Below are 25,962 nucleotides of genomic sequence, written 5' to 3'. Positions count from 1 at the left end.
AAATTGGCGTGATCGACGGTGAGCCTTCGTAATTTATGCAAAGTAGGGAACAAAATGAATATTTTAACGGTTGAACAAATAGCAAAGAGCTATGGGGAAAAGGTGCTGTTCGAGGATGCCTCCTTCGGGATGGAGGAGCATGATAAAATCGGTGTTATCGGTGTCAATGGAACGGGGAAGTCTACTTTTCTGCGCATTGTTGCCGGGCTGGAGGCGCCGGATTCCGGACGCGTCGCCGTAAACAACGATGTACGGATTGCCTGCCTGCCCCAGAATCCGGATTTTGACCCGGAAACAACGGTGCTGCGGCAGGTATTTCAGGGCGGTGACCCGATGCTGCAAACTGTATCCGCATATATCGAAGCGGTGGACCGGCTTGAGCTGAATCCCGCGGATGAGCGGCTGCAGGCCGAGGTAGCAAGATTGAGCGAGGCGATGGACCGGCTTCAGGCATGGAGTCTGGAGAGCGAAGCGAAGAGCGTGCTGTCCCGGCTGGGAATTACCGCTTTCGGCGCTAAAGTCGGGGAGCTGTCCGGCGGACAGCGCAAGCGGATCGCCTTGGCATCCGCGCTTATCGTCCCGTCTGAGCTGCTGATTCTGGACGAGCCGACGAACCATATCGATAACGAATCAGTAGCCTGGCTGGAGTCCTATTTGCAGAGACGCCGCGGCGCTCTGCTTCTCATTACGCATGACCGGTATTTCCTGGACCGGGTATGCAATGTCATGCTGGAGCTGGATCATGGGCGCCTGTTCCGCTATGAAGCGAACTATAGCCGGTTTCTGGAGCTGAAGAGCGAACGGGAGGAGCGGGAGGCTTCGGCAGAGCAGAAGCGGCAGAATCTGCTGCGCACAGAGCTGGCCTGGATTCGCCGGGGGGCAAGAGCCCGGACGACGAAGCAGAAGGCAAGAATTGAGCGCTTTGAGAAGCTGCAGCAGGAGAGAACGGAGTACAAGAGCGACCAGCTGGATATTTCGGTGGCCTCTACCCGGCTGGGTCGCAAAATCGTGGAAATTTCCGAGCTTAGCAAATCGGCAGGGGATCGCCTCCTGATCCGGGAGCTGACCTATACCGCCGTTCCCGGTGACCGCGTCGGCATCGTTGGGCCGAATGGCAGCGGCAAGTCGACGCTGCTGAATATGATCGCTGGGCGTATCGAGCCGGATCATGGCTATGTCGAGCTGGGGCAGACGGTGAAGCTGGGCTTCTTCACGCAGGAGCATCAGGAGATGGATGACAAGCAGAGGGTTATCGAGTACATCAAGGAGGAAGCGGAGGTCGTCACGACGGCGGACGGATCGCGGATTACGGCTGCGCAGATGCTCGAGCGGTTCCTGTTCCCGCCGGCGATGCAGTGGACGCCTATCGGGAAGCTGTCGGGCGGTGAGAAACGGCGGCTGTATTTGCTCCGCGTTCTCATGGGCGCACCGAACGTGCTTCTGCTCGATGAGCCGACGAACGATCTCGACATTCAGACGCTGACCGTGCTGGAGGCCTATCTGGACGAGTTTCCGGGCGCCGTGTTCGTCGTATCCCATGACCGCTATTTTCTGGATCGAACCGTAGATAAAATTATGGCGTTCGAGGGGGATGGCGTCGTGGCCGTTCATGTCGGCGATTACAGCGATTATGCGGAGCGGACACAGCAGTCTGCCAAGTCCGCTGATGGCGGTTCGGCAGGGGGCGGCTCGGTTTCCAAAGGCAAGGCGGCCTCTGCGGCGGCTTTGGGAAGCTCCCCGGGCTCGGCTTCGAGCAGCTCGAGCGGTACGAGTGGCTCGGGAGCACCAGGCGGATCAGGCGCATCAGGCAGCGGCAAAGACCCATCCCGTGCAGAGCGGGTGAAGTTCAGTTATAATGAGCAGCGGGAATACGATGCGATCGATGGCCTGGTGGAAGCCGCAGAGCAGCGGCTCGCCGATATTGCCGCGGCGATGGAGCAGGCCTCCAGCGACGCCTCCCGGCTGCAGGAGCTCATGCAGCAGCAGCAGGAAGCGGAAGCCGAGCTCGAGCGGCTGATGGACCGCTGGACGTATTTGAACGAGCTGGCCGAGAAAATCGCAGCTCAGCGGAATTAACAGAAGATATGAAGAGCACCCTGGCAGGGACTGATGATCTGCCAGGGTGCTCTTTTTGGTTGTCTGATGATCACCGGCCCGCGGCGTTGACCTTAGGTCACTGAAGCCATTGTTCCAGCATTGTTATTCAGGCTGCATGCCTGCAAAAATCTCTGCTGAGGCGTCAGCCCGCAATATAAGCGGCGAGAAGTCTGGCCGTGTTGAATATCGCTTGCTTATGCGTTCGCTCCATGGCATGTGAAGCATGCACGCCCGGACCGAGCAGAGCGGCCCGAATGTTGCTGCCGCCGCGCAGTGCTGCGGATGCGTCGGAGCCATAGTGAGGGTAGATGTCGACCGCAAAAGGAATGTTCAGCTTTTGGGCAAGCTGGATCAGCCTGCCGGTCATATCGTAGTCGTAGGGTCCGGTGGAATCCTTGGCGCAAATCGATACATCCGTTTCCTTGCAGCTTAGATCGTCGCCAATCGCTCCCATGTCTACAGCGATCATCTCGTGGATGCCGCCAGGTATCCACGAAGCGCCATGACCAACCTCCTCGTAATTGGAGATGAGCAGCACTACGTCATGCGCAGGCAGCCAGCCCTCGCGGCGGCTCGATTCCAGCAGCCCGAAGAGGGCCGCAACGCTCGCCTTGTCGTCGAGGTGCCGGGATTTCACGTAGCCGCTCGGCGTTATGACCGGCCGGGCATCGAAGGACACGTAATCGCCGGCCATAATGCCCAGCTTCATGACGTCCTCCTTGTTGTTCACCAGCTCGTCGATGCGGATTTCCATATGCTTCTCTTCTCGGTTGAATTCCCGGGCATCGCTATACACATGAACCGATGGGCGGGAAGTCAATATCGTGCCGGTATAGGTCTTGCCGCTTCGCGTATGAATCGTACAGTATTCGTTCTCGATGCTCTGCATCATGAATCCGCCCACAGAGGTAATCGCCAGCGTGCCTTGGGAGTTAATGGAGCGTACCATCGCGCCCAGCGTGTCGACATGAGCGCTGAGGGCTATGCGCCGTGACGAGTCTTTCCCTTTCAAGGTAATGATGGCTCCGCCTTTCTCGTTCCATGTAACGGCATAGCCGAGCGCTATTGCTTCAGCTTCAATCCCTTTCATGATGCGATGCGTGAAGCCGCTGGGGCTCGGCGTATTCAGGAGCTTGACCAGCAAATCCAGTATGTAGGCTTCATTGAGTTGAATATTCATAGCAGGCCTCCTAATTGAAAAATGGATCGTAAGTATGAACCGAATCGATGACTCGAATCGATCAACCGCAACGATGAACCGCATCGACGAATCAGACCGAGCTAAGCTTGTGAACTCGGGTTTGCGGCATCGGCATTCTCCCTGGCATCCCCCTCGGCATTCTCCTGCGGCTCTGAAGCGGATGTCGGGTTCTCGGGAAATTCGTAGCCCGTGGCCTCCTGAATTTGCGCCAGCTTGGCGCTTAATTGTTTGACTTCCTTCTGCAGCCGGTATCCCCGGTAAATTCCGAAGGAGCCTACGATAATTCCGCCGAGCAGGGTCGAGCCCAGAATAAGCAGAATCAGCGGGATATGTACGGAATTGAACAGCAGATTGACTTGAACCGGCTCCACGTTAATGACAGCAAATACCGCTGTAATCAGGGCGAAGACGAGAGCAAGAATGAGAGACCATTGCATTTTCATATTCGTGTCACCTTCCTTCTTGTATACAGTGTAAAATCCCTTACCCCAAAAGGGCAAGGGATTTATTCATTTCTGCCGGAAAGGCTATTGGGTTAATTTCTCCATTTGCTCAACCAGCTCCCGGAATACGCTCATCGCTTCGCGAATTGGCTCCGGCGAGGACATGTCTACGCCGGCCTTCTTAAGGATATTGATCGAATAGTCGCTGCCTCCGCTTTTGAGGAAGCCGAGATAACGGTCAACGGCAGGCTGGCCTTCCTCCAGAATCTGCTTGGAGAAGCTCGTTGCCGCACTAAAGCCGGTAGCGTATTTGTACACATAGAAACTGGTGTAGAAATGTGGAATCCGAGCCCATTCCATCTCGATGTCCTGATCGACGGTCATCTCTTTGCCGTGATACTTCACGTTGAGATCATAGTAGATCTTGGACAGCTCCTGCGGTGTCAGGGATTCCCCGGATTCGGCACGCTCGTGGATCAGCTTCTCGAATTCTGCAAACATCGTCTGGCGGAATACCGTAGTCCGGAATTGATCGGCGTAATAGGTGAGCAAGTACAGCTTCTGCTTCGGATCGGTCGATTTGTTCAATAAATAATCCATGAGCAGCGCTTCGTTCGTCGTCGAGGCTACTTCAGCCAGGAAGATCGTATATTGGGCATCCCGGTATTTCAAGTTCTCGTCGGAGAAGTAGGAATGCAGGGCGTGGCCCATCTCATGCGCCAGCGTGAACATGCTGTTCAGGTTATTCTTGTGGTTCAGCAGCACATATGGATGCGTGCCGTAAGCGCCCCAGCTGTAAGCTCCTGTGCGCTTGCCTTCATTCTCGTATACATCGATCCAGCGGTTGCTCAAGCCTTCGCGAAGTACGCTCAGATAATTCTCGCCAAGCGGCTTCAGGCCCTCCAGCAGCATCCCTTTGGCTTCTTCATACGTGATGTCCCATTTGTATTCTTCCACCAGCGGCGCGAATAGGTCGTACATATGCAGCTCATTCACGCCGAGCAGCTTCTTCCGCAGCTTCAAATAGCGGTGCAGCAGAGGCAGGCTCTCGTGGATCGTATCGATCAGGTTCGTGTACACTTCCTTTGGAATGTTGTCGCCGTAGAGCGACATTTCAAGTACGGAAGGGTATTTGCGAACCCGGGAATAGAACATGTTCTTGTTAATGTTAGCGCTGAGGGTCGCGGCAATCGTATTCTTCTGTTTGCCGTAGGTTTCGTATACAGCCTTGAAGGCCCGCTCCCGAACCTCCCGATTCGGGTTCTCCAGAAATTGAATATAGCTGCCGTGCGTCAGCTCGACTTCGTTGCCATGCTCGTCTTTGATCCTCGGGAATTTCATGTCGGCATTGTTGATCATGCCAAAAATTTGCTGCGGCGCTTGCGACAGATTGCCAACCTGGGCGAGCAAGGCCTCCTCGGTCTTGCTAAGGACATGCGCTTTCTCGCGTTTGATTTCCTGCAAGGTGAACTTGTAGTCAGCGAGCCCAGGGTCGTTGATGTAACTGTCCAGCTGCTGCTCAGGCAAAGCCAGAATTTCCGGCGTAATGAACGACAGCGCTTCGCTGACCTCGACGCTGAGCTTCTTCGCTTTTTGGACGAGGGCTTGGTATGTAGGGTTCGTCGTATCCTGGTCATGGCTTAGGTGGGCATATACGTACAGGCGCTCAATGCGCAGGGAGAGATCGTCCTCCAGAGCGAATACCGCTTTGACGTTATCGGGCGTGTTCAGCTTGCCCTCGAAATCCGCCGCTTTATTCTTCAGCTGCTTCAGCTCCTCATATGCGGCGTCCCAATCCTTCTGGCTCGGGAACAAGTCTTCTAATTGCCAGCTATTCTCTGGCTGCACTTCAGAACGTTTAGGTAATGTAGTCATAGGTATCCTCCTTTGTATTGGATGAGCCTTCGGCCGGTCATTCGCGCCGGCCATGCCGCTGAATACTGCCGATATCAGCAGAGAGGAGGACAGCAGGAGAGGTAGCAGGGATAAGGGTGTTATTTTCATAGGAACCTCCCTTGATCATAAATGGAGATTATCCTAGTATATCCTTCTCTCCCGGCATCTACTCTGGGAACCGGGCTGTTTATGGATATCGGATCCCGATGATCCTCTCGGCTGGATTCCTGCCGCCAACCTGTGCCTTCCGCCGTCTATACCAGCAAGCTGTAAATGATCAGACCGAACGCAAAGGCAATCATCACGCTGGCGAAAATGGCGAGCCAACGCCTGATTCGGGGTTGAACTTGATTCTTGCTCAGGATCAGCACGATACCGAGAGCAAAGGCGGAAATGATAAAGATCAGATAGTTAGAACTGTCCATCGCTTGATAAGTTCTCCTTTTTAAAGGTAATAAGACGCATTTATACTTGCTTGAACGCATTCATGATGTCGTTCCACTCCTCTTCCCTTCCGACAAATTCCTCTTTAGGGAAGCGGCTCTCCGCCCAGTTCATGAGGGCAGGACGGCTGAGAAACGTGTGCGATTCCTCGCCCCATTGATCGGAAATCTCCCGAAGGACGATATACTTCCCTTGAACCTCTACAGTCATCATATTCCATTTGTCTCTTTTGTATATTTCGTGTTTTTTGATCATTTTGGCCGTTCTCCGATCCTGCTTTATTTAGTAGTTGTATTTTTTATGTAAAATGATAACTCACGCCCCGTCCGAAAGCAAATAAAAACGGCGGGAGCGTCTTTCGCAAAAAATGCTTGCCCGCTGGGTAAATGATACGTTGCAATGTATCAAACCATGGAGTATAATATGGATATTCGTCAATGATGGCGATTATTTTTAGGAGGTTGTTCATTTGAAAGGTACAGTTAAATGGTTTAACGCAGAAAAAGGCTATGGCTTCATCCAAGTTGAAGGCGGCGAAGACGTATTCGTGCATTTCTCCGCGATTCAAGGCGAAGGATTCAAAACACTAGAAGAAGGCCAAGCCGTTGAGTTCGAAATCACCGACGGTAACCGTGGTCCTCAAGCCGCTAACGTAATCAAATTATAAGAACCCTTCCGCAGGAGCGGATCACTTATAAAGTTTGGTTCCAAGAAGGCTTAAATATGAAAGACACAGCTCATTATTGGGCTGTGTTTTTTTGTGCTGACCCAAATGGCAGGCATGAAAGCAGAAAGGCAGGAAGGGGCGTCGCCTCACTCCTTTTGACCCGCTTGGACAGTGAATGATAAACTGAAAGACAGAAACAGATAGCTTGCACAATGGGACTGCGAATCCATGAAATTCGAGTCCCTTTATTTTTGTTGAATATTACATATTTGGTGACATGCTGTTGTCACTGATCCCTTGTTATGATGTCAATGAATCGGGGCGATATCGCTATGAAAAAGATAGATCGAATGCTGGCTGTGATCCTGGCGCTGCAGCAGCGGCCGGAAACAGCACAGTCCTTGGCCGATAAGCTTGAGGTATCGCGGCGAACGGTGCTGAGGGATATGCAGGCGCTTTCCGAAATGGGGGTTCCCCTCTATGCGGAGAGCGGGCCCGGCGGCGGTTACCGTTTGATGGACGGGTATACCGTGCCGCCGCTTCAATTGGACGCGGAGGAGGCGATGACCGTGCTGCTGGCGCTAGAAGGAATGGCCAAATACGCGGACGGGCCATTCCATCGGGCGAGATGGACGGTAATGGACAAGATCAAAGCGGTTCTCCCCGAGGGCACGCTGTCCGAAGTAAGCCCGCTGCTGAGCCATGTCGAGCTGGAGGTGCCGGATCGACGCTACAAGACGTCTTTTTTGACAGCGGTGATGCATTCTGCTGCAGAGGGAGAATGGCTGCGGATTTATTACCGGTCCCAAAATCGTTCCCGATATCTTGAAATAAAGCCGCTTCGCATTTATGCCGCCCATGGATTTTGGTACTGTGAAGCCTATTCGGTGCAGCATCGCGAGGAGCGTACTTTCCGGATTGACCGGATGGATGAGGTTCAACGAATCTGTGAGCCAGCGGAAGCAGCGGAAGCTGATAATTCCGGAATGAAGGCCGATACCGGTGAGCTGACAGAAGTGGTTCGTATCCGGGTCAAGCTGACCTATAGAGGGGCGCTCCTGGTCGAGCAGGATGTTCATATGGGCCATCATGTGAAGCAGATCGGAGACGACCTATGGGAGGCGGATTTCCTCTGTCCCAGAACGGAGTGGAGCTGGGCAGTCTCTTTGTTCTACGGACTCGGAATGGATGCAGAGGTGCTGGAGCCCCAGCGTTTGAGAGCGGATATTCTGGAGCGGGCCCGTCAGGTTGCGGAGCGTTATGATGCTTACCGGCAGAGGGAGACAGGGGGGATGGATTGAACGGGAGCTAGATGGATGATGGAAGGAATGCATCGCCCGGACCGGCATGCCATTTTGCTTTGCAACGGGCAGCCACTGCCTGTTTCGAATTATTAGGATGGGGAGGAACAAGGATATGATTGACCCTATAAAAGGCCAAGAAACAATAGAGCGGGCAAGGAGCTTTATTTATAACAGCGCCCGCCTGCTGGATCGAATGCGTTTTGCTTACCACTTTGAGAACGGCTCCAGGGAGAATGTCATTCGTGCGCTTGGGCTGTACCAGAATGAGGACGGCGGGTTTGGGCAAGCTCTGGAGCCGGATATGCGCTGTCCGGATAGTCAACCGGTGGCTTCGGAGATGGCAATCACGCTGATTAAAGAGATTGACGCGTGGGATTCAGAGCTGGTTCCGCCGCTACTAGCTTACCTGCAAAAGCTGACACTCCCCGGCGGAGGTCTCCCGCGGGCTACGACCGCCGTCAATCGCTATGGGCATGCTCCCTGGTGGGCAACGGAAGCAGACGGCATCCCAGCCTTGAATCCCACTGGAAAGATCGTGGGCATGCTGTTAGGCAGCCCGCTGCGCGAGCGATTATGGGATCAGGATTGGTTCCAAGCTCATCAGGCATTTCTTTGGCAGGCTTTGGAGAGTAGCCGCCCGAACGATTATCACGATGGCGAGCAATGGATGGTGTTTCTGGCCCACGCCCCGGACACCGCGCGAGCAGCCGAGCTCTACCCGGTGCTTGACGATTGGCTCAGCACACCAGGGGTTATAGAACGGAATCCGCATGCGGAAGGGTATGTACACAAAGTGCTCGATTACGCCCCTACTCCAGCAAGCTATGCCTATCGCTTTGTAACGCAGGATGAGGTGGAGCTGCATTTGGACGAGCTCCAGCGGCGGCAGCAGTCTGACGGCGGTTGGCCGATTGCGTGGCCAGCCGTCAGTACAGCCTCGGAGCAGGAGTGGCGGGGATACGTGACGGTAAATCATCTCTTGACGCTCCAGGCCTATGGACGATTATAAGGGAGTATAGAATAGATTGACGAAAAACGGACTGGTTAGGGATCCATGCCCGGCTCAGTCCGTTATCCATTAAAGAATCTATGAATTTAAAGCAATATAAAACAATTCGATGGACGTCTTCCTGGTTGTTGTTTATTCTACGATTCTAAGTATATCCGCTACTTCCTTGCGCGGTGTCGCCTTGGGTGATATGGCAGGGCGGCCCAGCGCAATGACCATATTTACTACCCGGTCGTCTGGGATATCAAGAAATTCGCGAAGCTTGTCCTCCGCCAGAAGCACAGGTCCTGTCATCGGACAAGTCGCAAGTCCTTTTGCATGGGCAGCGAGCATCAAGTTTTGCGCAGCTAGACAGCTGCTCTTCAAGCCTTCCTCTGTCCATATTTCAGGCGCTACAAACGAAATCGGGTCAAAGATCCGCTCCCTGAACTTTGAGGTATACGGCGTAGCTAGACAGACGATCAGCACAGGTGCTCCTGAGAAGGCAGTAGCATAAGGACCAAAGGACTTGACGAGCAGCTTGGCTTCTCTTGCCAGTCCGTCGCCTTCGGCACGAGCGGCAATCTCATGCAGCTTCTCCCAGGTGAAATCCTCAATGTGCTTAATTTTCTCCTTATTGACAACAGCAATGAATTCCCAGGTCTGCGAGTTCGTATCGCTAGGTGCATAGCGGGCGCAATCGATAATTTCCTCGATATCCGACACTGCAACAGGCTCCTCTGTAAAGTCCCGGATGCTTCGGCGGGTAGCGACGATTTCCCGGAATTGATTAAAATCCATAATATCCCACCTTCATTTCAATTAACACTTGGTACTATAAGCTGCTCTTAATTATAACTTATGTGTAAGTCTTTGAACAGAATCGTTTATTCATGCTAAGACGTGAATTCTTTGCTATGTTTCTTGGGTTTGGCTCTATAGAAATAGCGGCTGGCAAAGCCGATAGCGGCCAGTAAAGCTGTGCCCATCGCAGCAAAATAGAAATTTTCCCTGCCGAAATTCTCGAACAGCATACCGCCAAAGGCTCCGCTGCATAGCCCGGACAAGCTCGACCACATGACCGTGAACAGGGCCAGTCCAGTAGCCTGGAACTGGGGCGGGATGAGGCGAGAGAGCATCCGTATGGCCGTGACGTAGAATATGCCGAAGGATACGCCGTGCATCAGCTGTATGAGCAGAACGCTGGTTGCCGAATCCGAGATGCCTACCAGGAGGAATCTTAGTGCAAACATCAGGCTTGCCATCAGCAGCAGGGGGAGCTCCTTGAGTTTTGAGCCGTATTTGGTAAGCAGCAGAAAAATCGGTATTTCCGAGAAGGCCGACATAAGCATAGCCCAGCCGATCAATTCCTCCCCGGCCCCAAGATCATGCAGCGTGATCGATAGGAAAGCGTCGTTCATCCGCATGCCCAAGGCGAGGCAGAAAACGCAGCCCAGAAACCAGAGCAACTCCTTTTGCTTTAGAATCGATAAGACGCCTGAGAAATCGACCCTCGCTACGCTGGCTGCCTGATCTTTAACGAATAATGTAAAGAACAGCGCTGCCCCAGCGATAATCATCGATACGCCCATCGTCGTTATGGAAGGTATGGCTGACAGCACGTAACCGATGAGCAGTGCAAAAATCGCAAAGCCGATCGAGCCGAAAATACGGATCGATAGAAAGTTGCGATGATGGCGGTTCGCTGTCGAAATTGCGAGTGAATCGGACAGCGGAAGCACAGGATAAAAGAAGGAATAATATAAGGTAATGATAAGCATAATGACTCCAAACTGCGTCGTCATCGAAAGGAAGAAGGACATCAGTATTTGTCCTGCCAGCAGGATGAAGAGTATTTTCTTAATCGTCCGGTAGCGGTCGCTTGCATAGCTCCACAGTAGATTGGATATCAAAGAGATCATCGGACCAACGGCATAGATGTAGCCGATCTGCGTTCTGGAGAATCCGAGCTCTGCATAGAAAAGAGGAAAATAGGAGGCGACCAGCGCACTCGTTCCATAAATCGTAAAGATAAGAGCCCTAAGCCAGGATACTTCGGAGCGGGCCAAGTCATGTGATTTCATCGTAGATATGTACTCCGTTCAGGGTGATTTAGTTCGCAAGCATCATGCGGTTGAGCTATAACATGGATAGTATATCATAACCTTAACTAAAAAAGTTTTGTTAACATATTAAATTAGTTATAATATAACTTAGCAATATATTGCCTCGGATAGGGGGGAATCAACATGTATCATTCCTGCTTCGTATATGACGAACGATTGGATATTCATATCCCGTCACTAAACCGTCCCTTCGAAGACTACGGCATGGAGGAAAGACTGGCGATGATCGAGAACTGGGAGAGCATTCGCGGGCGAATTCCGACCAAGATCATGGCGCTGGAACGGCTGATTGAGCGGAAGCTGTCCGAGATGGGGAATGAGAACGATTTCGAGAGAAGCTGTCAGATCAACGGGGAAATCGCCGAATTAGCCAGTCAGATTCATGATCTGCAAATATGGTACCGCGTGTCGCAGGATGAGCCGACGGCCAAAGTTCATCTGTGATTAAGTTAATTTGTGCAAAGAGAGGGATCATATTATAATATAGACTGGTTTAAAACTCGCTATATCTAACAAACTAGTGGAGGCAGGCCATTGATTGAACCGAAGCAAAGCCGAAACCAGTTTCCTAAAGAGCCGATCAGGCTGATGAGCCGGGTGTATAAATTCATTTTGCCTGATGTTCGCAAGGAACTTAATGGCTGGAGGAAGGATGCGGGACTGATTCCCGACCCTGAGCTAAGAAGACAAGCGCTTGCTAGTATTGAGACCAAGGAATTCCACTGTCAGGGGGGCGCTGTATATGCGGCTGCCAATTTGCCGAAGCGTCATATTCTGATCCCTTTAATCGTAGCGTTTCAAACGATCAGTGATTATTTGGATAATCTTTGTGACCGCAGCACTTCGATGGATGAGGGGGATTTCCGCCTGCTTCATCAAAGCATGCTGGATGCCATTGATCCACAGGCAGAACTGACCGATTATTACGCACTGCGGGATGAGCGCGAGGATGGGGGATACCTGCACCGTCTCGTCTTGACCTGCCAGGATCAGATTGCCAGGCTGCCCGGATATTCTGCGGCTCAGCCGTTCATTACCGAGCTGGTGCAGCTGTACACGGATTTGCAGGTGTACAAGCATATCGACCCGAGTCTCCGCGAGGATGCCCTTGTCTCGTGGTGGAAGCTTCACCAATCGCGGGCACCGCAGCTGGAATGGAATGAGTTTGCAGCGGCAACGGGCTCGACCTTAGGCGTATTCATGCTGTTTCTGTCGGCCAGCGACGAGCAATTGGACGAGGCTGGCGCCAGGTCGGTCCAGGACGCTTATTTTCCTTATGTATGCGGATTACATATAATGCTTGACTATCTGATTGATCAGGCCGAAGATGAAATTGGCGGAGATTTGAATTTCTGCAGCTATTACGATAATAAAGAGACGATGCTTCAGCGCATAGTATTCATGGTCGAGGAGGCCAGGAGGGATGTCGCCGTTCTGCCGGCGTCGTCATTTCATGTGATGATTATCGAAGGGCTGCTGGCTCTGTATTTATCCGATCCCAAAGTCAGTGAGCAGCAAGAAATTCGAGGAGTTTCCAAACGATTGATGAGAAGAAGCTCGCTCATGCGATTGTTCTTCTTCGTGAACAGCCGCTGGATCCGCAAACGTTTGAAATAGCTGGTTTCTTATTTCACAACACCATAAGCGAAGGCTTACCAAGCAAGTTATGCTTTACAGACCTAAGCGGATGCTTACGAGGCAAGTTTGTTTCATATCCCTAAGCAGATTGCTTACGAAGCAAAGTTTTGCTTCACAAAACTAAGCAGATGCTTACGAAGCAAAGTTTTGTTTCACAAAACTAAGCAGATGCTTATGAAGCAAAGTTTTGTTTCACAAAACTATTAGGAGGAATCATTATGTCAGCAGTAAAAAAAATAGCAGTTCTCACCAGTGGCGGTGACTCCCAGGGCATGAACGCAGCCGTACGTGCAGTCGTGCGAAGCGGATTGTACTATGGGCTTGAAGTATTCGGGATTCAACGGGGGTACCAGGGACTGCTCAATAATGACATCTTCTCCATGGATCTTAGAAGCGTAGGCGATATCATCCAGCGCGGAGGAACGATCCTGCAATCGGCGCGCTGCACGGAATTCAAAACGCCTGAGGGCCAGCAGAAGGGTGCTCAAATTTTACGCGATCGCGGCATTGACGGCCTGGTCGTCATCGGCGGAGACGGCTCTTATCACGGGGCGGCGAAGCTCAGCCAGCTTGGAATCAAAACGATGGGCCTTCCCGGTACGATCGATAATGATATTTCTTTTACCGATTATACGATTGGTTTCGATACAGCGGTAGGCATCGTGGTCGATGCCGTCAATAAATTGCGCGATACGATGTCTTCCCATGAACGGGCGTCCGTCGTTGAAGTGATGGGCCGCCACTCCGGAGACATTGCTCTGCATGCGGGTTTGGCGGCCGGCGCGGAGACGATTCTTATCCCGGAGGTGCCTTTCGACCTGAATGAGGTTGCTGACCGAATGAGAGCGAATTTCGATAACGGCAAGAGACATAGTATTGTCATCGTGGCCGAAGGCGTGGGTACGGGAGAGGAAGTCGTCAGAGCGATCAAGGAGCGCCAGCCGTCCCTGGAGCCTCGCGCGACAGTGCTAGGCCATATTCAGCGCGGCGGATCTCCGACTCCGTTCGACCGCAACCTGGCCAGCCGTCTCGGCGACTTCGCTGTACGCAAGCTGATCGAAGGTGAATCGAACAAAGCCTGCGGCATGATCGGCGGAGAAATGGTGCTAACCGATATCGAGAAGGTCGTATCCACCAAGAAGAGCTTTGACATGAGCTTGTACGAGCTCGCTTCCCGCTTGTCCCAATAAGGGGCTGCGGCAGAAAGGGCGCCTCGCAGCCTTGTATAGCGGCAGGAATTCAAAAGGGAAATCCAATGAATGTTGTCATTGGATTTCCCTTTTTGTGTTGAATAAGTTCATTTTCACATGGCAGATATTCGGGCTTCGGCTGAAGCGCCCGCTTGGCGAATCTGCGCCGGTCCTGTTTTATTTGTATGTGACGCCCGACGTATATCGGTTCGAGGCGTTCCAGAGCAAATATTCATCGACGTTCAAATCCTTAAGCGCTCGGATCTGCTCCTCGATCTCATGCTTGCCGTAATGGATATAGCGGTCCTTGCCAAGCCAGCTTGCGGTAAAGTCCTGAATCCAGGGACGGATCAACGGCTGCTTATCGCCCAAGGGCTCCAGCTTCTTCTGCGTATCCATCGTTGCTCCCCGTATCGTCTGATAAGGAGCTTTGTCCGGATCCTTGGCATTGAACCAGCCCGTCGTGTAATGGCTGGGGTAGATCATCGGGCAGATAATGTCTACATGCTCCGAGATTTTCACGAAATCCTGGCCGATTCCTTCGGCGGCAGGAACGGATGCAGCGTAACCGAATATATCCACGGATACCTTGATTCTCAGCGGCTCCAGCTCTTCTTTGGCGTATTTGACAAAGGAGGTCACAGCGCCCACGCGGCTGCGCTCATCCTTCCGGTACTTCAAAGAATCGGCCCGTTTCTCAAAACCTTCTGGAAAGCGGACATAATCAAACTGGATTTCCTTGAATCCGAGCTTGGCCGCTTCCTTGGCGATTTCAAGGTTGTATTCCCATACCTCCTGGCTGTACGGATTGACGAAGGAATCTCCTTTGTTGTTGCTCCAGACGGAGCCGTCGTTATGTACGAATGAATATTCCGGGTGCTTCTTGGCAAGAATGCTGTCTTTGAAGACGACCACGCGGGCTATAGGATAGATGTCGTGCTTCTCCAGACGCTCCATCAGCGCATGGATATCGCGAATAAAGGGCTGAGGATTGCCGAGCTCCTGAAGCTTCGGCTGGTCTGTCTTATAAGTAATGTAGCCCGTATCATCCTTCACATCAATAACCATCGAATTCAACTCGGTGCTGTCCAGCAGGTCAATAAGCTGATCCATCCGGGCGCCGCCAGCGCTGTAAGCCGTTACGTAGATTCCTTTGACGACCGGCGCTTCCGTCTGAGGGTTGACCGCTAGCATCTTGGGCGGCAGCGGGTTATCGAGCCGTCCTTGGGCGGCATTGGCGATGAAGGTATGATAGGATGATTGCAGAATACCCGGCATTCTGTTGTAAGAGGTTCCCGTCAGGACAGGGCTGCTGTTGTCCCCGCCCCCTGTGGCTAAAGCCAGCAGTAAAATGCTCCAAATGATGTGCATCGTTTTCTCTCCCCAATATGATTCTGGTTATGTATGCTGTCCCTATTAAACAGATTGTTATTGCTTGCGCTATATTGAACCGCGGCTTTACTCTTTTAACACAATGTCTCCCGTTTGAAACCGGAATTAAGCAAAGCAGCGAAAAATGACGTTTTTAACCCATCAAGCCCTCTTAATCGAAAAAAGGCCGCCTTCTTCTGCCGAGACAAAAGAAAGCAGCCTGGGTGCTGCGTTATAAATCTGAAGCCCGCAGAGACTAATATTAATGAAGCAAATTAGTATCCTGGAGCTCACAAATGCTAAATTGAATAATCTCCATGGCATCATTCGGTTCCAAGAAGCTCATACCGTCCCGGAGGATGATCATGGAGTCCAGCTCCTTCTCGTTAAAGAAGGGAAGCATGTCGGGGAACCACTTCATGACGATTTGTGCCAGTTTTACCGTTTCCATTTCCACATCAATCACCCTTTCCTTCTAGAATCATTCGCGTAGAGAATCATTCTTAAACGGAAAAGCACAAAGCCTGTGAAATCGGGTAAAGCTGAAATCCTATGAAATTGACGAAGGAACCGCGCATAATTCATTATAACATAACGCGGAATACTTTGGCACGGCGGACAGGCTGATGGGAAAAATTACTTCTTTCGGAACGAGCCCATTACGCCCACGGTCTCGACGATGTTGACGAAGGCGGAGGAATCGGTTTTTTTGATGATGTTTTTGAGCTCAGTCAGCTCATAGCGGGTCGTTACAGTCATCAGCATATCCTTCTCCTTATGTGAAAAAGCGCCCTGCGTCTTGATCAGCGTAACGCCTCGCGGAAGCTTTAAAAGTTTGCTTAGCAATTCCTCAGTCTTGTCCGTTATAATGAACAAGGTAACTTTGGTATGGCTGACATGGAGAAGATCGACCACCTTGCCGCTGAGGTAGATGGATACCATGGATGCAAGGGCGAGGTTCCAGTCCCCCTCGATATAGCCCATGGCTAGAATAACGGTGGCATTCATCGCCACAAGGACACTGCCGACTGGAAAGTCACGGTATCTTGTAATGATCGAGCCTATGATGTCAAAGCCGCCGGAGGAGCCCCCGGCCCGGAACGATATTCCGCTGCCGATCCCGACCAGCACCCCTCCGACGACCGCAGACAGGAACGTATCGGTCGTAATCGGAACTTCCCGTACGGGAATCAGGGCGATGAACCACGTCACGGATGCGACCGAGAGAATGCTGAGGAGAATGAACCTTCTCCCAAGCAGAAACAGTCCGGCGATCAGAATCGGGATGTTATACACGAGATATAGTAGGCTGAGGCTGAGGGGGGTAAAGTAACCGGTCAGCATGGACAAACCCGACACTCCGCCGCTTAGCAGATGATGCGGAACAAGAAACAGATTGAAGCCTGCCGCGATCAATGCCGCTCCGAACACGATGACTAGGCTGTTCCAAATTGTTTTGAGCATCTATAAACCACCTCTTGATGATGTAGAAATATGCCTGACAGCTTGCTGGTGTTCTTTTCATGTTTTGTGCTATAATGTTTGAGATATTCTTGAGTAGGTATCCTTTTCCATGAAAAATGGTTAAGAATGTATAGTGATCTGTGCAATTTGTCAAAAGATCCGTATGCTATGTAAAATTTATGGGTTGATGGGATAGCCTATAAACGTTCCAATGCTACTTAAGAATACAGTCAAGATGGTGGGATGTCCACTATATAGAAGGAGTATGAATATTTTGAGCACATTTGCAGATTTCGGCCTAGAGCCTAAAGTTCTACAGGCAATAACAGAACTCGGATTTGAAGAGGCCACCCCGATTCAATCCAAATCGATTCCGATTGCGATGACAGGTCGCGACCTGATCGGACAAGCCCAGACAGGTACAGGGAAGACGGCAGCGTTCGGCCTTCCGCTGATCAGCAAAATTCCAACCAACGAGGAGCGAATCGTCGCTCTGGTCATGACCCCAACCCGGGAGCTCGCCATTCAGGTGGCGGAAGAGATCGGAAAGCTGTCCCGCTTCAAAGGAATTCGTTCCCTGCCGATTTACGGCGGACAGGACATCGTAAGACAAATTCGAGCTTTGAAGAAGAAACCTCAGATTATTATCGGAACCCCTGGCCGCTTGCTCGACCACATTAATCGCAAGACGATTAAGCTTGATGACGTACAGACTGTCGTACTGGATGAAGCCGATGAAATGCTGGATATGGGCTTCATGGACGATATTCAGTCGATTCTGAAGCTTGTCCCCGAAGAGCGCCAAACAATGCTATTTTCCGCTACAATGCCGGCAAATATCCAAAGGCTTGCCCAGCAATTTCTCAAAAACCCGGAGCATGTATCCGTCATTCCTAAGCAAGTCAGCGCACCGCTGATCGATCAGGCTTATATCGAAGTACATGAGCGCCAGAAATTCGACGCGCTGACCCGTTTGCTGGACATGGAATCGCCGGAGCTGGCTATCGTCTTCGGACGGACGAAGCGCCGTGTCGACGAGCTGGCGGAGGCACTGCAGAAGCGCGGGTATTCCGCGGACGGCCTGCATGGCGATTTGTCCCAGAACCAGCGCGATAACGTGATGCGCAAATTCCGGGACGGCAGCATCGACGTGCTCGTCGCAACGGACGTAGCGGCCCGCGGTCTGGATGTATCCGGCGTAACCCACGTTGTGAACTTCGACCTGCCGCAGGATCCGGAGAGCTATGTACACCGCATTGGCCGTACGGGTCGTGCCGGTAAAGAGGGCGTGGCCTGGTCATTTGTCACCCCGCGTGAAATCGACCATCTGCATTTCATCGAGCGGATTACCCGCCAGAAGATTGCGCGCAAGCCGCTGCCTTCGATCGCCGAGGCTATTGAAGGGAAGCAGCGCATTACGGCGGAGCGGATTCTTGAGCTCGTGGAAGCCGGTGAACTGAACGAATATAAGGGAATCGCAATTTCGCTTCTGGAGCAGTACGATTCAGTCAATCTGCTCGCAGCGGCGTTTAAGCTCATTACGGGCGATAAGGCCGATAAAGCAAATATTGAGCTGACGCCAGAGGAACCGATTCGCGTCAAGCGCCGCAACCCGGACATTCGCTCCAGCGGGCGCAAGCCATACGGTTACGGCAATCGCGGCGGAGGCGGCTACCGCAGGGATAACCGCGATGGCGGCGGCCGCGGCGGCTATGGCAGCAAGGGCGGCTACAACCGGGACGGCGGACGGGATTCCTACCGCTCCTCCTCCTCGGACCGCAAGCCGCGTCCAGCGAGCAGCGGAGGAGAGCGCAGACCGACCAGACGCAATGACAACCCATCGTTCGATAAGTAATGAATTACGAACGCATAACCAAGAAGACGGAGGCCCTCAAGGGCACTCCGTCTTCTTGCTATTGGAGATTAGTACAGCACGGAACGGCTCACAATAACGAGCAGAATGAACAATACGAGAATAGTACCTGTAGAAGTCCAGAAACCGCCATATCCTCCGCCTACGTTGGACATGAGATAACCTCCTTAAAAGTGTTGTTTTTGAAGTTACGGTATATACTATGGTGTAATTGTTCAACAAGATTAGACGTTAACCTAGACTGATGCAAAATAGGCGCTGGATAGAGCTCATTTAATCATGTATAGTATTATTAATAGACATAAACCTTACTGGAGGGAGAATTTTTTTTGGAATACAAAGGACTAATGAGCGGTTTCTACAAAGTAACCGAGTGGATCATGAGAATTTCGGGAAGCAATCTGCTCTGGCTTCTCTGTTCGTCGCCTTTTCTGTTTTTCGTGCTTACGGGATTGTTGACCCCTGACATCGAAATGTGGATTCAGATCGCCTGGATTTTAGCGATATTGGCACCGTTTACACTTTTCCCGGCAACAGCGGCGCTATTCTCCGTAACACGCAAATGGGTGATGGGGGATACGGATGTCAGCGTTGTTAAGGTGTATTTTAAAGGGTACAAAGAGAACTATAAGCAAAGCATGATCGGCGGAATCTTCTATACGCTGTTGATTATCATCATGATCGTCGACTATAACGTATATATGAAGCAATTCACCAACATGCAAATCATCGGAATCATCATGTTGATTTTCTTGATTTTGCTGTCGGTTTCCCTGTTTAATTTCTTTTCTTTGGTGGCGCATTATCATTTGAAGACTACACTGCTGATCAAAAATGCGATCCTCTTGACGATACTGCGGCCGTTCCGCGTATTATCGACCGTGCTTTGCGTCATTGCCCTTGGATTCATCACCATGCAATTTACATGGTTGATTTTATTCGGCTTCGGCACGCTTACCGCGTTCGTTGCCTTCTACAATTTTAATATCAGCTACAACAAGCTCCAGGAGAAGGTAGAGAAGATGCGCCAGAAGGAAGAGGGCGCGAAGGGCAGCGAGGAGAATTCGGATAGCGACGAGCAGAACGGCGAGAACCGCGAAGACCACGGAGAGCCTGCCGAGCGCGACGGCCAAGAGGCCGGGCTGCCGGATCGCAGTGACAAGGATAACTCCAGATATCAGTCATAATTTTTACATTTTTTAGGCTGTCATGATATTAGGTTTACATTTGGAAGCAGAAGGACTATAATAGTTTTACGTCCTGCGATGTGCGTTTCGGTTCCATGTTGTTTTGAACCAATGACAATGTCCAGGGAGACTTACATTGCATCGCTGCTGAAAGGCCCTATCACTTGCGATAAGGGGACTTCAAAGGCGCTGCTGCGGTCACCCACCTGCTGATGCAGGTTCGAGGCAGTGCAACCGGACGGCATAGGCGGGTCTACATAATTTCAATAGTGGACGGGCACCTTGCACCCCTTTATTGATTAAAGGCGGCAGGGTGCTTTTTTTGTTCAATTTTATAGTAAGCGGCAGGATGACTTTGCTTTTGTTTGTTACGCAACAATGTTAAACTAGATACAGAAGAAGTACATATACTCTATGGCTCGTCACGAGTAACGAAGGAGGAAGCACCGTGTCATTAAAAAGAACGCTCATCGGCATATTCCGCAGCCAGGAAGGAACGAGTGACCGCGCGAAAGTGCCTGAGATGAAAACAAGGTATTATCAATTGTCCAAGGATAAAATTTGGGAGGAAGTCTCTTCAACGCTGAAGAAAATTCCTGGCTATAAAGTACTGCATGAGGTTCAATCTGTCGGAGAAATTACATTGGAGAAGAAAACAGCTCTGGGCCGAACGATGGATATTACCGTATCGATCGTCTCTACGGGGCCGCTTCGCAGCGCCGTGGATATTTATTCGGCTACCCGCGGCTCACTGGGGGATTTGGGCAGCAATTACCGCAATATCCTTAACCTCTTCGCCGCGCTGGACAAGAAGCTCGGAGCATATAAAGTAACTCCTTAAACAGACAAAAGCGAGCAGAGGGCTTCCGCCTCTTACTCGCTTTTGTTGTTCTTTCAAATCTGCAGTTTTATGACAAAAGCGCTTTGACTGCAGCTACTGCATTATCGTAATTCGGATGCTCTGTCATTTCGCTTAAGTACTCAACATAAGTGATTTTGTTGTCTTTGTCGACCACGAACACGGACCGCTGATCCAATTTGAATTCCTTGATCAGTACGCCGTAGGCTTGGCCGAAGGAGTTGTCCTTATAGTCGGACAGCGTAACGACACGGTCAACGCCGGCCGCGCCGCACCAGCGGGCTTGAGCGAATGGAAGGTCCACGCTTACGGTGAGGATGACGACGTCGTCGCCAAGGCTGGCAGCTTCTTCATTAAAGCGGCGAGTTTGTGCGTCGCATACGCCTGTATCCAGGGAGGGAACGACACTGATCAGCTTGATTTTGCCTGCGAAATCCTGAAGAGTAGCTTCCTCGAGCAGGTTTTTACTTAACCGGAAGTCCGGAGCTGTGTCGCCAACCTTCAATTCCGGACCTACCAGAGTGATTGGATTGCCTTTAAAAGTTGCGGCATTAGTACGTTCTTGTGCCAAATATATCTCCTCCTAACAATTTTGTGAATGCACCTTATTTTAATTATAATCTTTTTAGAAAGAGATTGTCCAACATTAGGAAGAAAGGTTCGATTTTATGATTTTTATCCGATACGAGAATTGGAGAACGTATTTGAAGTCGTACCCCGTTACCTGTCTTATTCTCGCCGCTAATATTGTGATGTTTATCTTAACTGCCATAGGGCGGGAGACAGCCATCCTTGATTATGGAGCCATGCTGAATGCAGAGCCTTATGCCAGCGAATGGTGGCGTTACATTGCCTCGACATTTCTGCATTTTGATTTCCACCATCTGCTCTCGAACAGCTTCGGTATTCTTGTCTTTACCCCGCCCATGGAGCGGCTGCTTGGTTCCTGGCGGTATATTCTGCTGTATGTAGGCAGCGGAATGATCGGCAATCTGATCACAGCGGGGTACTTTCAAAATACAACCGATCTGCATGTGTCTGCGGGGGCATCAGGAGCCATTTACGGAATTTACGGAGCCTTTATGTACGTTGTACTGCTGCAGCGGCATTTGATAGATGAGGCTTCGCGCAAGACACTGTACGCCCTGCTAATGATCGGAGTCGTGTTCTCTATTCTCGTACCCCAAATCAACTGGGTAGGGCATCTTGGCGGCTTCATCGGCGGCTTCTTTATCTACGGATTAATTATCCGGCTGTTAAAACGACGTTGAACCCCTTGAAAGTAAATGGTAAAGTTATGTTAGAGCAAATATGATGGCAAGTCACCCATATGGGTATGACAGGAATCGAAATGGAGCGATCAGATTCGTGGAATTAAGACAACTGCAATACTTTGTGAAGGTGGCGAAGAAGGAGCATGTTACCCAGGCGGCCGAGGAGCTTCATGTAGCCCAATCCGCGGTAAGCAGGCAAATTCACCAATTGGAGCAGGAGCTTGGCGTCGACTTATTCATGCAAAAGGGCAGGAACCTGCATTTGACTGCGGTAGGGCAGCTGTTCTGCAGCCGGGTCGAAACGATCCTCAAGGATTTGGATCGCGCCGTAAATGAAGTTCACGAGTTTATTGATCCGGAGCAAGGCGAAATTCGACTCGGGTTTCCACACAGCCTGGGCGTCCATGTTATACCGAGTGTAGTTGCCGAATTCCGTAAGCTATATCCCAATGTGAAGTTCCGATTCAAGCAGGGGATGTACCCTACTCTCATTCGCGATGTCGTATCAGCCGAGGTGGATTTGGCCTTTATCTCTCCGTTTCCAGAGAACCATAATCAGGTTACGGGAAATGTCGTATTGACCGAGGATTTGGTGGCGATATTGCCGCCAGGCCATCCGCTCGCCAACGAGCAGAGCATTAAACTGAATCAATTGAAGGACGACAAATTCATCCTGTTCAGTAAAGGCTACTCGTTAAGGCCGATTGTGTGGCATGCTTGCCTGGAGGCGGGCTTTACACCGAAAATAGCGTTTGAAGGCGAAGAAACGGACACAATCCGCGGTCTTGTAGCTGCTGGGATGGGGGTAAGCCTGCTGCCTGAGGTGGCGTTATTCCAGAGCTTTACGCTGCAGCCGGCCAGGGTACGCATTTCCACTCCAAAGGTAACGAGAACGATTGGGCTTATTCATCGAACTGACGATAAACTGCCGCTAGTCGCGCAATCATTCCGTATATTTCTGCTAGAATATTTCGGATTACAACCGGACACGCCGCCAAGCTAAGGCCTGGCGGCGTTGTTTTTGAACGCCTATCATAAAAATGCCATAACGAAGAAGACGGCTGCTCCGAATCGAATCCGGGAACAGCCGTCTTTTTTGGTTTAATTCCGAGCCATGCTTGGCTCTGCAGCCGCATGGCGGCTGGCCTCAGCGCGAATATCCAGCTCAGAATCCGCAATGACTTGCTGCAAGGCAGACTTTAATATAAGGCAGCCTGCCTCCAGGCTCTCGAGGCTGATCGTCAGCGGGGGCATAATCTTAAGAACGGTATCGTTTCGCCCCGCACGCTCGATAATCAAACCATTCTCGAAGCATTTGGAGCTGATCAAGGCTGCGCGTCGTTCGTCTGCGAATCCTGATACATCGATCCCCCAAATCAAGCCCATGCCTCGAACGTCGATGTTTTGATGCAGGGGCATGATCTCATTGATCAGGAAGCTCCTCACGAACTCCTCCTTCTGCTGGACTTGCTTCTCCAAATCCACCATGCTGCGGTATTCAAGCGCTGCCTTGGCCGCGATGAAGGCCAGCTGGTTGCCGCGAAAGGTTCCGTTATGCTCCCCCGGACCCCAAATATCGAGTTCAGGCTTAAGCAGCAGCAAGGACATCGGCAGGCCGTATCCGCTGATCGATTTGGACAGCGTAACGAGATCGGGCACGATGCCTGCCCGCTCGAAGGAGAAGAAAGGGCCTGTCCGCCCGCAGCCGACCTGGATTTCATCAACGATTAGCAAAATTTGATGCTCGTCGCACAGAAGCCGGAGCTGCTGAAGCCAGGATGCGCTGGCGACATTAATTCCGCCTTCCGCCTGGATCGTCTCCAGGATGATAGCTGCCGGGATATCCACGCCGGAATGAGTATCCTTCAAGACCTGCCTGATATAAGCCAAGGAGTCATGCTCCGAGAAGGCTTCCCCAGGGAACGGCATGAAGGTCACGCGATCCAGGGGAAGTCCCGCGCCTGCCCTTAACGATTTGCTGCTCGTCACCGAGAGGCTGCCGAGGGACATGCCGTGAAATCCGCCCATAAAGGCAAAGACTCCTGAGCGTCCGGTTACTTTTCTGGCCAGCTTAAGCGCTGCCTCGACTGCGTTCGTTCCTGTCGGGCCGCAGAATTGCAGCTTGTAGTCCAGTTTTTTTGGAAGAAGAATTCGCTCTGTGAAGGTCTGGATGAACTCCAGCTTTGCTTTGGTATACATATCCAAGCCGTGCATGATCCGATCCGAATGCAGGTAATCAAGAATTTGCTCCTTGATGTACATGTTGTTATGTCCGTAATTCAAAGCCCCCGCTCCCGCAAAAAAATCGATATACGCTTTATCGTCCTCCGAGTATAGCAGCTCTCCCTTGGCCCGGTCAAAAACAGCCGGAAAACTTCTGCAGTAGGAACGAACATTGGACTCCCATTGTTCAAATAGATTCATTTCGCCTCATCCTCCGATTCATCTATTCTGGAATAATCACTTGTTTATTAGGTTCTAGCCAAGAAGCTTCTAGACCGTCCGAACGGACTTGGAACAATAAATTAAGAGGAAGCAATAAGCAGCAACGATCGAGCCAAATAAGATTAAGAGATTGGAAATGGTAACACCGCTATGCATAGAGAACGAAATAACCGCATGGGACAGTGGAAGCAAGCCGGTCGTGGCGGTGGTCACTAGGCTCATGACACGGCCGATTTTGTCTGTAGAAGTTCTTTCTTGCAGCAGCGTTATAAAGAAAGTATTGCTGAATGACAGGACCATACCGCAGGTCGCCAGCAGCAGCATCATGATGAGGAAGCTAGAGGTGAGTCCTAGCAGGATAAGGCATATCCCGCATAGCGCCAGACTTAGAACGGAGATTAAGGCCCTGCGCTGCCTTAGCTTAGTGAGGGCGATCACGGCCCCGCCGAGAATCATGCCGACAGATACCGATATTTCCAGGTAACTCAAAGTAAGGGCATTACCCTGCAGAACCGAGTCCACAAGCAGTGGAATGGCTACGGACAGCGGACCGGACAGGAAGAAGCCGGCCACGATCAGAATCAGCATTAAAATTTTGATGAAGGTCTGGCCTTTGACGTAACGCAGCCCTTCAAGCATTTCCTGTTTAAAGGATGGAGCCGCAGCATCCCCCTCCTTCTCTTTGGCCAGAAATTTGCCCAGGTAGAGAGAGAGAATGCCTCCTAAGAGCAGCATAATTGATATCGTGCCAAATAAGGTAGTGTAGGTGCCGAAGGTCAGGATCAGGCCGCCGATTAACGGCCCGGTTAGGTAGAATACCTGCTGTACGACTTGGTAGACAGAGTTAGCTTGGGCAAGCCGGTTCTCCGAGACTACAGTAGGGATGAGAGACTGTGAAGCAGGCCAATAAAAGGCATCCAGGATTCCGAAGACAAGCGCGAAAGATGCCATCCATGCCAAGGATAGGGTATTCATCTGGAAGGCGACCAGCATAATAACCAATAAAATGCTTCTTGAAGCATCCGAAAGAAACATAATATGGGTCTTCTTAAATCGGTCGGCAATTACGCCCCCGATCGGCATAAGCAGCAAACGAGGAATCGCCGCCATCATAAGCACAATGCCCAGGGAACTGCCTTTGCCCAAATAATTTACGATGTACCAGGATTCGGTCAATAAAAAAACAGAGGTGCTCAGGCTGTTCAGAATAAGAGAGAGGAAGGCCAGCATGAATACTTTGTTCTTAAACAAGGGAGCTTCCTCGGCCATGGCCTGCGCTTCTCTGGGAAGCGCGGATTGTGTTTGCATTAAATTCCCCCTCTATCGAAATAATCTTGTAAATTTATTACTAACTGACAAGAAAGTAACAAAAAACCACATAAAATTCAAGTAAAAAACATATATTTATAAAAAAAATAAATATTGACATAAAATGAAAGTTAAAGTAGTTTGATAGTTAGTTTAACCTTTAAAGGGGGAAAATGGTATTATCTAG

General features: G+C 51.1%; 26 protein-coding genes and 1 other RNA gene. 13 read left to right on the top strand and 14 right to left on the bottom strand.

The annotated features are described in order from the left end of the window. The first annotated feature begins 54 nt into the window (after positions 1-54). Positions 55-2,076: an ABC-F family ATP-binding cassette domain-containing protein gene (locus BN2762_RS20445; RefSeq protein ID WP_055108716.1), complete on the top strand. Its 2,022-nt coding sequence runs from the start codon at positions 55-57 to the stop codon at positions 2,074-2,076. A 163-nt stretch (positions 2,077-2,239) separates the two neighbouring features. Here the strand turns inward: BN2762_RS20445 and BN2762_RS20440 are convergent, their stop codons facing one another. The 5 genes from BN2762_RS20440 to BN2762_RS20420 form a co-directional block, all read right to left on the bottom strand. Then, positions 2,240-3,277: a M42 family metallopeptidase gene (locus BN2762_RS20440; RefSeq protein WP_055108715.1), complete on the bottom strand. Its 1,038-nt coding sequence runs from the start codon at positions 3,275-3,277 to the stop codon at positions 2,240-2,242. Positions 3,278-3,378: 101 nt separating this feature from the next. After that, positions 3,379-3,741, bottom strand: coding sequence for a LapA family protein (locus BN2762_RS20435; RefSeq protein WP_055108714.1), 363 nt, complete (start codon positions 3,739-3,741; stop codon positions 3,379-3,381). An 84-nt stretch (positions 3,742-3,825) separates the two neighbouring features. Next, entirely contained in the window at positions 3,826-5,616 is a 1,791-nt protein-coding gene (gene pepF, locus BN2762_RS20430; RefSeq protein WP_055108713.1) for an oligoendopeptidase F, read from the bottom strand. Between the two features lie 275 nt (positions 5,617-5,891). Further along, on the bottom strand, positions 5,892-6,062 hold the full coding sequence (locus BN2762_RS27365; RefSeq protein ID WP_055108712.1) for a hypothetical protein: 171 nt from the start codon (positions 6,060-6,062) through the stop codon (positions 5,892-5,894). Between the two features lie 40 nt (positions 6,063-6,102). Next, entirely contained in the window at positions 6,103-6,336 is a 234-nt protein-coding gene (locus BN2762_RS20420; protein ID WP_055108711.1) for a hypothetical protein, read from the bottom strand. A 214-nt stretch (positions 6,337-6,550) separates the two neighbouring features. Here BN2762_RS20420 and BN2762_RS20415 point away from each other — a divergent pair, with 214 nt between their 5' ends. From BN2762_RS20415 to BN2762_RS20405, 3 genes are all read left to right on the top strand, one after another. Further along, positions 6,551-6,748 (top strand): cold shock domain-containing protein, encoded by a 198-nt coding sequence (locus tag BN2762_RS20415; RefSeq protein ID WP_009222768.1) that lies wholly within the window; start codon positions 6,551-6,553, stop codon positions 6,746-6,748. A gap of 332 nt (positions 6,749-7,080) precedes the next feature. Next, on the top strand, positions 7,081-8,049 hold the full coding sequence (locus BN2762_RS20410; protein ID WP_055108710.1) for a helix-turn-helix transcriptional regulator: 969 nt from the start codon (positions 7,081-7,083) through the stop codon (positions 8,047-8,049). A 115-nt stretch (positions 8,050-8,164) separates the two neighbouring features. Next, a complete protein-coding gene (locus BN2762_RS20405) occupies positions 8,165-9,061 on the top strand; it encodes a hypothetical protein (protein ID WP_074048660.1) in 897 nt (298 codons plus the stop codon). Between the two features lie 132 nt (positions 9,062-9,193). Here BN2762_RS20405 and BN2762_RS20400 read toward each other — a convergent pair whose 3' ends face one another. Then, positions 9,194-9,841, bottom strand: coding sequence for a nitroreductase family protein (locus BN2762_RS20400; RefSeq protein WP_055108708.1), 648 nt, complete (start codon positions 9,839-9,841; stop codon positions 9,194-9,196). A 95-nt stretch (positions 9,842-9,936) separates the two neighbouring features. Beyond that, positions 9,937-11,124: an MFS transporter gene (locus tag BN2762_RS20395; RefSeq protein ID WP_055108707.1), complete on the bottom strand. Its 1,188-nt coding sequence runs from the start codon at positions 11,122-11,124 to the stop codon at positions 9,937-9,939. 165 nt (positions 11,125-11,289) lie between these two features. Between BN2762_RS20395 and BN2762_RS20390 the strand changes: the two genes are divergently transcribed. The 3 genes from BN2762_RS20390 to pfkA all read left to right on the top strand — a co-directional run bounded on the left by BN2762_RS20390 (position 11,290) and on the right by pfkA (position 13,994). After that, positions 11,290-11,610 (top strand): hypothetical protein, encoded by a 321-nt coding sequence (locus tag BN2762_RS20390; protein ID WP_055108706.1) that lies wholly within the window; start codon positions 11,290-11,292, stop codon positions 11,608-11,610. Between the two features lie 144 nt (positions 11,611-11,754). After that, the gene (locus BN2762_RS20385; RefSeq protein ID WP_055110246.1) at positions 11,755-12,783 is read left to right on the top strand and encodes a tetraprenyl-beta-curcumene synthase family protein; all 1,029 of its coding nucleotides are present in this window, start codon (positions 11,755-11,757) and stop codon (positions 12,781-12,783) included. A gap of 239 nt (positions 12,784-13,022) precedes the next feature. After that, the gene (gene pfkA, locus BN2762_RS20380; protein WP_055108705.1) at positions 13,023-13,994 is read left to right on the top strand and encodes a 6-phosphofructokinase; all 972 of its coding nucleotides are present in this window, start codon (positions 13,023-13,025) and stop codon (positions 13,992-13,994) included. Positions 13,995-14,171: 177 nt separating this feature from the next. Here the strand turns inward: pfkA and BN2762_RS20375 are convergent, their stop codons facing one another. The 3 genes from BN2762_RS20375 to BN2762_RS20365 all read right to left on the bottom strand — a co-directional run bounded on the left by BN2762_RS20375 (position 14,172) and on the right by BN2762_RS20365 (position 16,829). Beyond that, positions 14,172-15,365 (bottom strand): putative glycoside hydrolase, encoded by a 1,194-nt coding sequence (locus BN2762_RS20375; protein ID WP_055108704.1) that lies wholly within the window; start codon positions 15,363-15,365, stop codon positions 14,172-14,174. 262 nt (positions 15,366-15,627) lie between these two features. Beyond that, complete coding sequence (locus BN2762_RS20370) at positions 15,628-15,816, bottom strand: hypothetical protein (RefSeq protein WP_230202554.1); 189 nt, start codon at positions 15,814-15,816, stop codon at positions 15,628-15,630. Between the two features lie 185 nt (positions 15,817-16,001). Then, the gene (locus BN2762_RS20365; RefSeq protein ID WP_055108703.1) at positions 16,002-16,829 is read right to left on the bottom strand and encodes a YitT family protein; all 828 of its coding nucleotides are present in this window, start codon (positions 16,827-16,829) and stop codon (positions 16,002-16,004) included. Between the two features lie 274 nt (positions 16,830-17,103). Between BN2762_RS20365 and BN2762_RS20360 the strand changes: the two genes are divergently transcribed. Beyond that, positions 17,104-18,684, top strand: coding sequence for a degradosome RNA helicase CshA (locus tag BN2762_RS20360; RefSeq protein WP_055108702.1), 1,581 nt, complete (start codon positions 17,104-17,106; stop codon positions 18,682-18,684). Positions 18,685-18,752: 68 nt separating this feature from the next. On the opposite strand, the gene BN2762_RS26575 is transcribed toward BN2762_RS20360, so the two are convergent. After that, positions 18,753-18,857, bottom strand: coding sequence for a sporulation protein YjcZ (locus tag BN2762_RS26575; RefSeq protein WP_083485040.1), 105 nt, complete (start codon positions 18,855-18,857; stop codon positions 18,753-18,755). 174 nt (positions 18,858-19,031) lie between these two features. Here BN2762_RS26575 and BN2762_RS20355 point away from each other — a divergent pair, with 174 nt between their 5' ends. The 3 genes from BN2762_RS20355 (at position 19,032) to BN2762_RS20350 (ending at position 20,730) form a co-directional block, all read left to right on the top strand. Then, positions 19,032-19,889: a YesL family protein gene (locus BN2762_RS20355; RefSeq protein WP_055108701.1), complete on the top strand. Its 858-nt coding sequence runs from the start codon at positions 19,032-19,034 to the stop codon at positions 19,887-19,889. 67 nt (positions 19,890-19,956) lie between these two features. After that, positions 19,957-20,147, top strand: a non-coding RNA gene (gene ssrS, locus BN2762_RS26255) — 6S RNA. Positions 20,148-20,337: 190 nt separating this feature from the next. Beyond that, positions 20,338-20,730, top strand: a complete 393-nt coding sequence (locus BN2762_RS20350) for a DUF1499 domain-containing protein (RefSeq protein ID WP_055108700.1) — start codon at positions 20,338-20,340, stop codon at positions 20,728-20,730. A gap of 67 nt (positions 20,731-20,797) precedes the next feature. Here the strand turns inward: BN2762_RS20350 and tpx are convergent, their stop codons facing one another. Continuing rightward, entirely contained in the window at positions 20,798-21,319 is a 522-nt protein-coding gene (tpx, locus tag BN2762_RS20345; RefSeq protein WP_055108699.1) for a thiol peroxidase, read from the bottom strand. Positions 21,320-21,416: 97 nt separating this feature from the next. On the opposite strand from tpx, the gene BN2762_RS20340 reads away from it, so the two are divergent. Together BN2762_RS20340 and BN2762_RS20335 are read left to right on the top strand one after the other, a co-directional pair. Next, on the top strand, positions 21,417-22,019 hold the full coding sequence (locus BN2762_RS20340; RefSeq protein ID WP_055108698.1) for a rhomboid family intramembrane serine protease: 603 nt from the start codon (positions 21,417-21,419) through the stop codon (positions 22,017-22,019). A 97-nt stretch (positions 22,020-22,116) separates the two neighbouring features. Continuing rightward, positions 22,117-23,025, top strand: coding sequence for a glutamate biosynthesis transcriptional regulator GltC (locus tag BN2762_RS20335; RefSeq protein WP_055108697.1), 909 nt, complete (start codon positions 22,117-22,119; stop codon positions 23,023-23,025). A 98-nt stretch (positions 23,026-23,123) separates the two neighbouring features. On the opposite strand, the gene ectB is transcribed toward BN2762_RS20335, so the two are convergent. Both ectB and BN2762_RS20325 read right to left on the bottom strand, forming a co-directional pair. Further along, positions 23,124-24,446, bottom strand: coding sequence for a diaminobutyrate--2-oxoglutarate transaminase (ectB, locus tag BN2762_RS20330; protein WP_055108696.1), 1,323 nt, complete (start codon positions 24,444-24,446; stop codon positions 23,124-23,126). A gap of 69 nt (positions 24,447-24,515) precedes the next feature. Further along, entirely contained in the window at positions 24,516-25,775 is a 1,260-nt protein-coding gene (locus BN2762_RS20325) for an MFS transporter (RefSeq protein WP_055108695.1), read from the bottom strand. Positions 25,776-25,962 lie beyond the last annotated feature (187 nt).

This window comes from Paenibacillus ihumii, assembly GCF_001403875.1.
Taxonomy (GTDB): domain Bacteria; phylum Bacillota; class Bacilli; order Paenibacillales; family Paenibacillaceae; genus Fontibacillus; species Fontibacillus ihumii.
This window is presented reverse-complemented; position numbering and strand designations above follow the sequence as displayed.

Coding starts and splice junctions, on each gene's coding strand:
- BN2762_RS20405 (WP_074048660.1), top strand. CDS start 8,165: ATGATTGACCCTATAAAAGGCCAAGAAACAATAGAGCGGGCAAGGAGC.
- pepF (WP_055108713.1), bottom strand. CDS start 5,616: ATGACTACATTACCTAAACGTTCTGAAGTGCAGCCAGAGAATAGCTGG.
- BN2762_RS20325 (WP_055108695.1), bottom strand. CDS start 25,775: ATGCAAACACAATCCGCGCTTCCCAGAGAAGCGCAGGCCATGGCCGAG.
- ectB (WP_055108696.1), bottom strand. CDS start 24,446: ATGAATCTATTTGAACAATGGGAGTCCAATGTTCGTTCCTACTGCAGA.
- BN2762_RS20340 (WP_055108698.1), top strand. CDS start 21,417: ATGATTTTTATCCGATACGAGAATTGGAGAACGTATTTGAAGTCGTAC.
- BN2762_RS20435 (WP_055108714.1), bottom strand. CDS start 3,741: ATGAAAATGCAATGGTCTCTCATTCTTGCTCTCGTCTTCGCCCTGATT.
- BN2762_RS26575 (WP_083485040.1), bottom strand. CDS start 18,857: ATGTCCAACGTAGGCGGAGGATATGGCGGTTTCTGGACTTCTACAGGT.
- BN2762_RS20370 (WP_230202554.1), bottom strand. CDS start 15,816: ATGGAAACGGTAAAACTGGCACAAATCGTCATGAAGTGGTTCCCCGAC.
- BN2762_RS20420 (WP_055108711.1), bottom strand. CDS start 6,336: ATGATCAAAAAACACGAAATATACAAAAGAGACAAATGGAATATGATG.
- BN2762_RS20375 (WP_055108704.1), bottom strand. CDS start 15,365: ATGCACATCATTTGGAGCATTTTACTGCTGGCTTTAGCCACAGGGGGC.
- BN2762_RS20385 (WP_055110246.1), top strand. CDS start 11,755: ATGAGCCGGGTGTATAAATTCATTTTGCCTGATGTTCGCAAGGAACTT.
- BN2762_RS20410 (WP_055108710.1), top strand. CDS start 7,081: ATGAAAAAGATAGATCGAATGCTGGCTGTGATCCTGGCGCTGCAGCAG.
- BN2762_RS20400 (WP_055108708.1), bottom strand. CDS start 9,841: ATGGATTTTAATCAATTCCGGGAAATCGTCGCTACCCGCCGAAGCATC.
- BN2762_RS20395 (WP_055108707.1), bottom strand. CDS start 11,124: ATGAAATCACATGACTTGGCCCGCTCCGAAGTATCCTGGCTTAGGGCT.
- BN2762_RS20365 (WP_055108703.1), bottom strand. CDS start 16,829: ATGCTCAAAACAATTTGGAACAGCCTAGTCATCGTGTTCGGAGCGGCA.
- pfkA (WP_055108705.1), top strand. CDS start 13,023: ATGTCAGCAGTAAAAAAAATAGCAGTTCTCACCAGTGGCGGTGACTCC.
- BN2762_RS20440 (WP_055108715.1), bottom strand. CDS start 3,277: ATGAATATTCAACTCAATGAAGCCTACATACTGGATTTGCTGGTCAAG.
- BN2762_RS27365 (WP_055108712.1), bottom strand. CDS start 6,062: ATGGACAGTTCTAACTATCTGATCTTTATCATTTCCGCCTTTGCTCTC.
- BN2762_RS20445 (WP_055108716.1), top strand. CDS start 55: ATGAATATTTTAACGGTTGAACAAATAGCAAAGAGCTATGGGGAAAAG.
- BN2762_RS20390 (WP_055108706.1), top strand. CDS start 11,290: ATGTATCATTCCTGCTTCGTATATGACGAACGATTGGATATTCATATC.